1 protein-coding gene is annotated in these 726 nt (G+C 44.8%); it reads left to right on the top strand.

The window, feature by feature from the left end; genetic code table 11:
* Positions 1–78 precede the first annotated feature (78 nt).
* Positions 79–726: Rpn family recombination-promoting nuclease/putative transposase (locus HWQ41_RS20215; RefSeq protein ID WP_292766621.1), on the top strand; the 648-nt coding region annotated here is incomplete at its 3' end.

Below are 726 nucleotides of genomic sequence, written 5' to 3'. Positions count from 1 at the left end.
CGGTGGGCTACGCCTACGCTAAAATTGGTATCTCAAGCCTTTACAATCTGGTAATTGTCTGGGTGTTGAGGAATAAAAATGCGACGTGACACCATCTTCTACAAATTATTTAAGCAATTTCCCGGTTTGCTGTTTGAATTAGTAGATGAACCACCTCCAGAAGCGGAAAACTACCAGTTTGAATCAGTTGAGGTGAAAGAAACGGCGTTTCGGATTGATGGAGTGTTTCTACCTCCGGCGAATGCAGTTTCCAAAACCGTCTTTTTTGCAGAAGTCCAGTTTCAGAAGGATGAAGACTTATATCACCGCTTCTTTAGCGAATTGTTTTTGTTTCTCTACCGCCACTCTATTCGTTACGATGACTGGTTTGGAGTAATAATTTTTGGCTCTGGCAGCCTGGAACCTTCTTCCTCTTCCATTCACCGCGCTTTGTTGGAAAGTGGTCAAGTCAGGCGGGTTTATCTGGATGAGTTGGGGGATTTGCGAGAACAACCTTTGGGATTAGGTTTGATGTTGCTGACAAATGTGACTTCTGAAACGGAAGCAGTGGAAGGGGCGCGGTTTTTGCTGGAGCAAGCACGGCAACAATCGGAACAAGCGATAATTGATTTAGTGACGACGATTATCGTCTACAAGTTTTCTAACCTTAGTCGAGAGGAGATTGCAGCAATGTTGGGACTGAATTTGGAAGAACCACGGGCTATTCGGGAAGCGAAGGAAGAAGGA

The sequence above is a fragment of the Nostoc sp. NOS(2021) genome (assembly GCF_017115025.1).
In the GTDB taxonomy this organism is placed as follows: Bacteria; Cyanobacteriota; Cyanobacteriia; order Cyanobacteriales; family Nostocaceae; genus Nostoc.
The sequence above is the reverse complement of the archived record's forward strand: the minus strand, read 5'-3'. Positions and strand labels throughout refer to the sequence as shown.